This is a genomic window from Armatimonas sp., assembly GCF_031410135.1.
In the GTDB taxonomy this organism is placed as follows: Bacteria; Armatimonadota; Armatimonadia; order Armatimonadales; family Armatimonadaceae; genus Armatimonas.
Genome location: NZ_JANNYP010000638.1, coordinates 1 through 1,338 on the forward strand (window position 1 = coordinate 1; position 1,338 = coordinate 1,338).

Sequence of the window (1,338 nt, forward strand, 5' to 3'; positions counted from 1 at the left end):
GTCCACTCGCTGACCTGGCGGCAGTAGTTCCCGTCCATCACGATCTGGAGGCCCTTGTGAAGCTGCCCGACCATGTCCGGCGAGAACTTCTCTTTGACCAGCTCGACCGTGACTTTCTCTTCTTTCAAGAGATACTCGGCCACATGGTAGGCTTCGCCACGCGCGAGGCGAGACATGTAGGTCACGACCACCGCATCGAACTTGCGGATATCGGCATCGGCGAGCATCTTGCGCCAGGCGGCGCGGTTAAGGTTGGAGCCGGTCTTGCCTTCGTCCGCGTACTCGGCGACCAGCTCACCGCCGAGCTCGGTGATTCGCTCTTTGTTGAGCTCTCGCTGTGTGTCAATGGTCGTGAAGTCGCCGAAGCGCTGGTCGTCGGTGGAGCAGCGTAGGTAGATCGCGAAGCGCTGCGGGGCTTTCTTCTTAGGTCTCATCGCTCCCTCCGGTAGTCGGGAGCGGGCATCGAGAGCATCGTAGGATCGCTGTGGCGTAGTGCGGCGCGGCGGAGCACGTCGGTTGCCTGACAGAACGAGCGGAGAACCTCTTCGCGGTCGGTGCCGATGAGAGTTGTCTGGAGCTGAGTTGGTTTTCGGTGAGCTGGCATCCTATCTTTCCTTGACTGAAATGGGGTATCAAACAGTTGATTGCCAGAGTGTACCGCGTCATTACGAATTACGCAATAGTGATTGCCTTGTGGGATTTTTCGTGACATAATAGGCGCATGGCACTTAAACCGCCCACCCCCGAGCAGCTCGCTCAGGGCCAGCGCTTCGCTCGCTGGCTTCGGCTTCAGCGCGCCGACCGGAACTGGAGCCGTGTCTCTCTTGCAGAGCGTGCGGGCATCTCGGCGAGCTACGTGAACCTGATCGAGAACGGCTGTATCAAGTCGGACGGGCAGTATCTCTTGCCAAGCGAGGAGATCCTGACCAAGCTCGCAGGCGCTCTGGAAATCGAGGTCGAGCCAGTTCTTGCGGTGGCGGGCTACGACAAGCCGGAGCTCCAGTACGTGCCCGACATAGATACGCTCTTGGGCCGTATGGAGGGCTTCAACGACTTCGATGGGCCGTCGCGTGAGCTGATCCGTGAGGCCGCGCTTGTCGCCGCGAAGAACATGGCCGAGACTCTCCGGAAGCTCGATAGCCGCGGCATCGTGGGGAGCCGGTTCAGCTATGAGGAGATAGAAGACGCCGAGGCAGAGCAGGCTCGTATCGCAGAGACCGCCGAGATTTACGTGACCGACGAGATGGTGACTCCCCGTGAGCCGGAGCCCAAGCGCCGTAGGAGGGGCTATGGCTCGGGCAGGTGAGCGTCGCTTCGGCGACACTCTGGTGCTCTGGA

General features: G+C 60.6%; 3 protein-coding genes. 1 reads left to right on the forward strand and 2 read right to left on the reverse strand.

Annotated features, from left to right (window positions below):
- A partial coding sequence (locus RMO15_RS23355) for a recombinase family protein (protein ID WP_309718042.1) occupies window positions 1-434 on the reverse strand: 434 nt, incomplete at its 3' end.
- Complete coding sequence (locus tag RMO15_RS23360; RefSeq protein ID WP_309718057.1) at window positions 431-604, reverse strand: hypothetical protein; 174 nt, start codon at window positions 602-604, stop codon at window positions 431-433. The genes RMO15_RS23355 and RMO15_RS23360, both read right to left, overlap by 4 nt.
- Before the next feature lie 117 nt (window positions 605-721).
- Here RMO15_RS23360 and RMO15_RS23365 point away from each other — a divergent pair, with 117 nt between their 5' ends.
- Window positions 722-1,306: a helix-turn-helix transcriptional regulator gene (locus tag RMO15_RS23365; protein ID WP_309718063.1), complete on the forward strand. Its 585-nt coding sequence runs from the start codon at window positions 722-724 to the stop codon at window positions 1,304-1,306.
- Window positions 1,307-1,338 lie beyond the last annotated feature (32 nt).

What these genes read in the sequence shown, in the direction of transcription:
- RMO15_RS23360 (WP_309718057.1), bottom strand. Translation starts at nt 604, where the DNA reads ATGCCAGCTCACCGAAAACCAACTCAGCTCCAGACAACTCTCATCGGC.
- RMO15_RS23365 (WP_309718063.1), top strand. Translation starts at nt 722, where the DNA reads ATGGCACTTAAACCGCCCACCCCCGAGCAGCTCGCTCAGGGCCAGCGC.